Source organism: Acinetobacter uliginosus (assembly GCF_044130295.1).
Classification (GTDB): domain Bacteria; phylum Pseudomonadota; class Gammaproteobacteria; order Pseudomonadales; family Moraxellaceae; genus Acinetobacter.
In genome coordinates this window covers 1-4,616 of sequence record NZ_JBIQOC010000147.1, presented here as the reverse complement: position 1 = coordinate 4,616, position 4,616 = coordinate 1, and the positions used below count along the sequence as shown (strand labels likewise).

Annotated in this window: 5 protein-coding genes; 2 read left to right on the top strand and 3 right to left on the bottom strand. The window is 36.9% G+C overall.

Annotated features, from left to right (window positions below; translation table 11 throughout):
• The first annotated feature begins 214 nt into the window (after nucleotides 1-214).
• Both ACE01T_RS17165 and ACE01T_RS17160 read left to right on the top strand, forming a co-directional pair.
• Nucleotides 215-1,672 (top strand): aldehyde dehydrogenase family protein, encoded by a 1,458-nt coding sequence (locus ACE01T_RS17165; protein ID WP_300046906.1) that lies wholly within the window; start codon nucleotides 215-217, stop codon nucleotides 1,670-1,672.
• Nucleotides 1,673-1,725: 53 nt separating this feature from the next.
• Nucleotides 1,726-2,385, top strand: coding sequence for an SOS response-associated peptidase family protein (locus ACE01T_RS17160; RefSeq protein WP_300046909.1), 660 nt, complete (start codon nucleotides 1,726-1,728; stop codon nucleotides 2,383-2,385).
• 9 nt (nucleotides 2,386-2,394) lie between these two features.
• Here the strand turns inward: ACE01T_RS17160 and ACE01T_RS17155 are convergent, their stop codons facing one another.
• The 3 genes from ACE01T_RS17155 to ACE01T_RS17145 all read right to left on the bottom strand — a co-directional run bounded on the left by ACE01T_RS17155 (nucleotide 2,395) and on the right by ACE01T_RS17145 (nucleotide 4,090).
• Entirely contained in the window at nucleotides 2,395-2,859 is a 465-nt protein-coding gene (locus ACE01T_RS17155; protein WP_086195458.1) for a MarR family winged helix-turn-helix transcriptional regulator, read from the bottom strand.
• Between the two features lie 153 nt (nucleotides 2,860-3,012).
• Nucleotides 3,013-3,477, bottom strand: coding sequence for a MarR family winged helix-turn-helix transcriptional regulator (locus ACE01T_RS17150; protein ID WP_166168911.1), 465 nt, complete (start codon nucleotides 3,475-3,477; stop codon nucleotides 3,013-3,015).
• Between the two features lie 145 nt (nucleotides 3,478-3,622).
• On the bottom strand, nucleotides 3,623-4,090 hold the full coding sequence (locus tag ACE01T_RS17145; protein WP_086195456.1) for a MarR family winged helix-turn-helix transcriptional regulator: 468 nt from the start codon (nucleotides 4,088-4,090) through the stop codon (nucleotides 3,623-3,625).
• Between the last annotated feature and the right edge of the window lie 526 nt (nucleotides 4,091-4,616).

The window sequence follows — 4,616 nt, the reverse complement described above, 5'->3', positions numbered from 1 at the left end:
TGAAAGAAGAACTTTAAAAGCTTTATTTTCACCCGATAAAATACCCATAAAACAAGAGGAAGCTCAAATGAGCTTCCTCTTGTGAAAAATTGTGGGACAGCAATGTCTTCGGAGGCTTTTTTATTGTCTAAAAGTAACAAAAATCCTTTTATTCTGGCACTTTAATACATTCAGTTATACATTAATCTTCAAAGCAAAATAACTAAAGGATTTGATGATGCAAGCTTATCAATTTAATGATGAACAATTTATAGCAGGGCACTGGCTAAAAGGAACGTCAACCCATACGCTTAATAATCTCAATCCTTATACTCAAGAACTTATTTTAAAATTGCAGGCTGCCAGCCTTGTCGATGTGGATAGTGCTTATTCGGCTGCAGAGCGTAGTTTTACTACTTGGTCGCAAACGCTTCCATCCGAGCGTAAAAGCATTATCCTCCGAGTTTTGGATGTGGTCAAAAATAGACGCGAAGAAATCATTGACTGGCTCATTCAGGAGTCTGGCAGCACACGTTTTAAAGCCAATATTGAAGTAGATGCTGTATTGGGTATTATCAATGAGGCCATCACATTTCCTGAAAGAATGGAAATCCAGAAATTGCAATCTATAGACCCTACTCGCAAAAGCCATGTTGTACGAAAAGCGCTCGGCGTGATTGCAGTAATTAGTCCTTGGAACTTTCCATTTCATCTTAGTATGCGTTCTGTAGTCACAGCCCTGGCGATTGGAAATTGTGTGGTGTTAAAGCCTGCAAGTGATACACCTATTACAGGAGGAATGCTACTTGCCAAAATTTTTGAAGAAGCGGGTCTCCCTGAGGGCGTATTCAGTGTGGTTGCCGGTTTAGGTGGTGAAATAGGGGATTACTTTGTTGAGCACGATACCCCTAAAATGATTTCATTTACAGGTTCAACCTTTGTTGGAAAACGTGTTGGGCAATTGGCAGTTGGTGGTAGCCATCTGAAGCGAATAGCGCTGGAACTGGGCGGTAATGCGCCTTTAGTGGTGCTGGATGATGCTGATCTGGATCTGGCAGTGGAACTCGCTGTGGTAGGACGTTTTTTGCATCAGGGACAAATTTGCATGAGTACCAATCGGGTGATTGTCGATGCTAAAGTTTATGATACTTTTGTTGAAAAACTGGTCATTCGCACTAAAAACATTGTCTACGGTGACCCTGAGCAAGAGGATACTCTCATTGGCCCGATTATTAATGGGGCACAAGTTGAAAAAATAAAACACATTATTGCTCAGGCACTGCAAGAGGGGACTAAACTTATCGTGAGAGGCGATATTCAAGATAATGTGATGCCACCGCATATTTTTATTGATGTCAATCCTGAATCCAGTTTAGCCAAAGAAGAAAGTTTTGGGCCAGTCTTACCGATCATTAAGGCTCAAAATGAAGCTGATGCTTTGCATTTGGCTAATAACACAGCCTATGGGCTATCCAGCGCAGTATGTACCACCGATCTCGAGCGCGGAACTCGTTTTGCAATGCAGATTGATGCAGGTATGACACATATCAATTCCATAACCGTGGCAGATCAGCCGAATGCACCCTTTGGCGGAGAGCGAAATTCAGGCTTGGGGCGCTTTAATGGACAGTGGATATTGGATGAGTTCAGCCGTACACATTGGTTAACGCTTCCGAATAGTCATGTGAAGTAGAAATGATGTGATTAAAGTTATAATGGAATAAGTTTTAATTTAAGTCTTATTGTATGTGCGCTAATTTTAAACCGCTTACTTTAAAGCAGCTCCGTGAGTTGAATCTTCCGGATATTCCTTTTGAATATCCGGATGAGGTCTATCCAAATTATGAGTTGCCCTTGCTGTTCAAATCAGCGCAAGGTTTGGAGTGGCGCAAGGTTAATTTTGGGATGGTACCTAAATGGGCTGAAGATAAAACTATTGCCCTAAAAACCTATAATGCTCGAAATGAAACTTTGCTACAAAAACCGACATTTATAAATGCTGCTTCAAAATGCAAATTTGGCGTGATGCCGGTGAGTGAGTTTTATGAGTCAAAATATATTGAGAATAAGCCTCAACGTTGGGGGGTACGCCGAAAGGACGGCTATGCTTTTTATATTGCGGCGCTCTATGAAATTTGCCGAATTGGAGATGAAATTATTCGTTCAGCAACCATGCTTACGATGGATGCCATAAATCACCCTATGATGAAAGATTTTCATGAACCCGGAAATGTAAAACGCTCAGTGATTATTATTCCTCACGAGCGTTTAGAGCAATGGTTAAGTTTGAACTCACCAGATATTTGTTCTTTTGTAGAAGGGTTTCCGGAGGTAGATTTTGAATGTTCACATGTTCCAAAGGCAAAAATCGAAAAAATTAGCCCCCAACTTAATTTTTTCGATTAGCTTAGATAATTACGACAAATTTTTAAAAATATGTTGCAGGCTTTCCATCATTTTTTCAATTTGTAATGGAGTTAGGCCCTGGTAAGATTGTTTGAGAACTATATTGCTCAGATCTTTAATCTTCAGGGTCATTCGTTGTCCTTTCTCGGTTAAGACAACTCGGGTAATACGGGCATCATCTTCACATGAATAGGTTTCAACAAGTCCTTCATCTTTTAAACGATAGACGATTTTGGTGGTGGTCGACATTTTGGAAATGACCATTTCGGATAGATCTGACACGCTGGCATGAGGTTTGGATTTTAAAGCGAGTAAAATACGGCGACGTGAATTGTCCAGACCATATTTTTTCAAAGCGTGATCTAGTTTTTTTACACTTTGTGCATGAACCTGAGTAATCCAGTAGTAAGGGAAGTCTCCTAAATCAAAATTTTCACCAGATAGAAGTAAAAATCTACTATATTTCTTGGGCATTGTTTATTTTCTCCCCATTAATTTTTTATTTATAATTTATTGCTTCAACATTTTTTAGAAAATGTAAAAAATGCATGAATTGTATATTATCTGTAAAGTCCAAAAGAAAAATTCAGTATTAAACCGAAATTTTAAATTTACAGCTTTATTACATTATCGTGATAAATTTTTAAAAATATGTTGCAGGCTTTCCATCATTTTTTCAATTTGTAAAGGGGTTAAACCATCGAATGATTGTTCCAAAACCACATTGGTCAGGTCATTAATTTTCTGAGCCATTTGTTGTCCTTTCTCGGTTAAGATAACTCGGGTAATCCGGGCATCATCTTCACATGAATAGGTTTCAACCAGTCCTTCATCTTTTAAACGATAGACAATTTTGGTGGTAGTTGACATTTTAGACACCACCATTTCTGATAGATCTGACACGCTGGCACGAGGTTTGGATTTTAAAGCGAGCAAGATACGGCGACGTGAATTGTCTAAACCATATTTTTTCAGTGCATGGTCAACATTTTGTACGTATTGAGCATGCACTTGACTTACCCAGTAATATGGAAAATTTTCCAGCTCAAAATTATCTGTAGATGGTAAAAACTTACTGTATTTTTTTGTCATCTATACTCTTCCCAATAATAATTGTTGTAATTGTATTTTATTATTGTAACTTATTTTTAATAAATTTAAAGTGAAAACGATATCTTTTAAAATATTGTAAAGTAAAACTTAAAAATCATTTGTTTACTTTCGAATTTAACCCGACTTAATGGGCTAAATTTTTAAAAATATATTTTAAACTTTCCATCATTTTTTCAATTTGTAGGGGAGTCAGACCTTCAAAAGATTGTTCCAAAACCACATTGGTCAGGTCATTAATCTTATGTGCCATTTGTTGTCCTTTCTCGGTTAAGACAACTCGTGTAATACGGGCATCATCTTCACATGAATAGGTTTCAACCAGTCCTTCATCTTTTAAGCGATAGACGATTTTGGTGGTGGTCGACATTTTGGAAATGACCATTTCTGAGAGATCTGATACGCTGGCATGAGGTTTGGATTTTAGTGACAGTAAAATACGGCGACGTGAATTGTCCAGTCCGTATTTTTTCAAAGCGTGATCTACATTTTGTATATATTGGGCATGCACTTGAGTGACCCAATAATAAGGAAAATTTTCCAGAGAGAAATCTTCTGCAATAGAAGGTAAAAATTTACTGTACTTTTTAGTCATGGAGAAAAGCCTCCCTAAGATTGTTGTATTTAATTTGTTGAAAAGCGTCTTATTTAAATCCAATTTTGCCTAACAACGCACATTATTTTTATTGTTATTAATATATCTCAAGTTTTTTATATTGCAATAAGGAAACTTATATTTATAAATTTCCTTACAAAAGAATTAAAATTTGAGCATAAGGATTAGAAAAGACAGGGTAGAGCTGTCTTGGTCTTGATGAAATCCGACAATATTTTGAACGAAATTCAATACGTGTACTTAGATTTCAGGATTTTGATAAGTTCTGAAGATAACGTTGTTCTGGGGATATTGTATTGTAAAGTGGCAGGCTTAAGCATTTCAAACTTTTGGGCAGTATGCCTGAACATGATCTTATTTATGAGGTATTGCACATCATCCTGTAAATTTTAATAATAGAATTCTCTGTACACGACAAATTTCATAGGATCCTTGTCCTATCAGGCTTTTTCTTTCTTAAAATTGCTAGCACTTTCTTAAATTCTTCTTTTTTTCCAAAACCAAT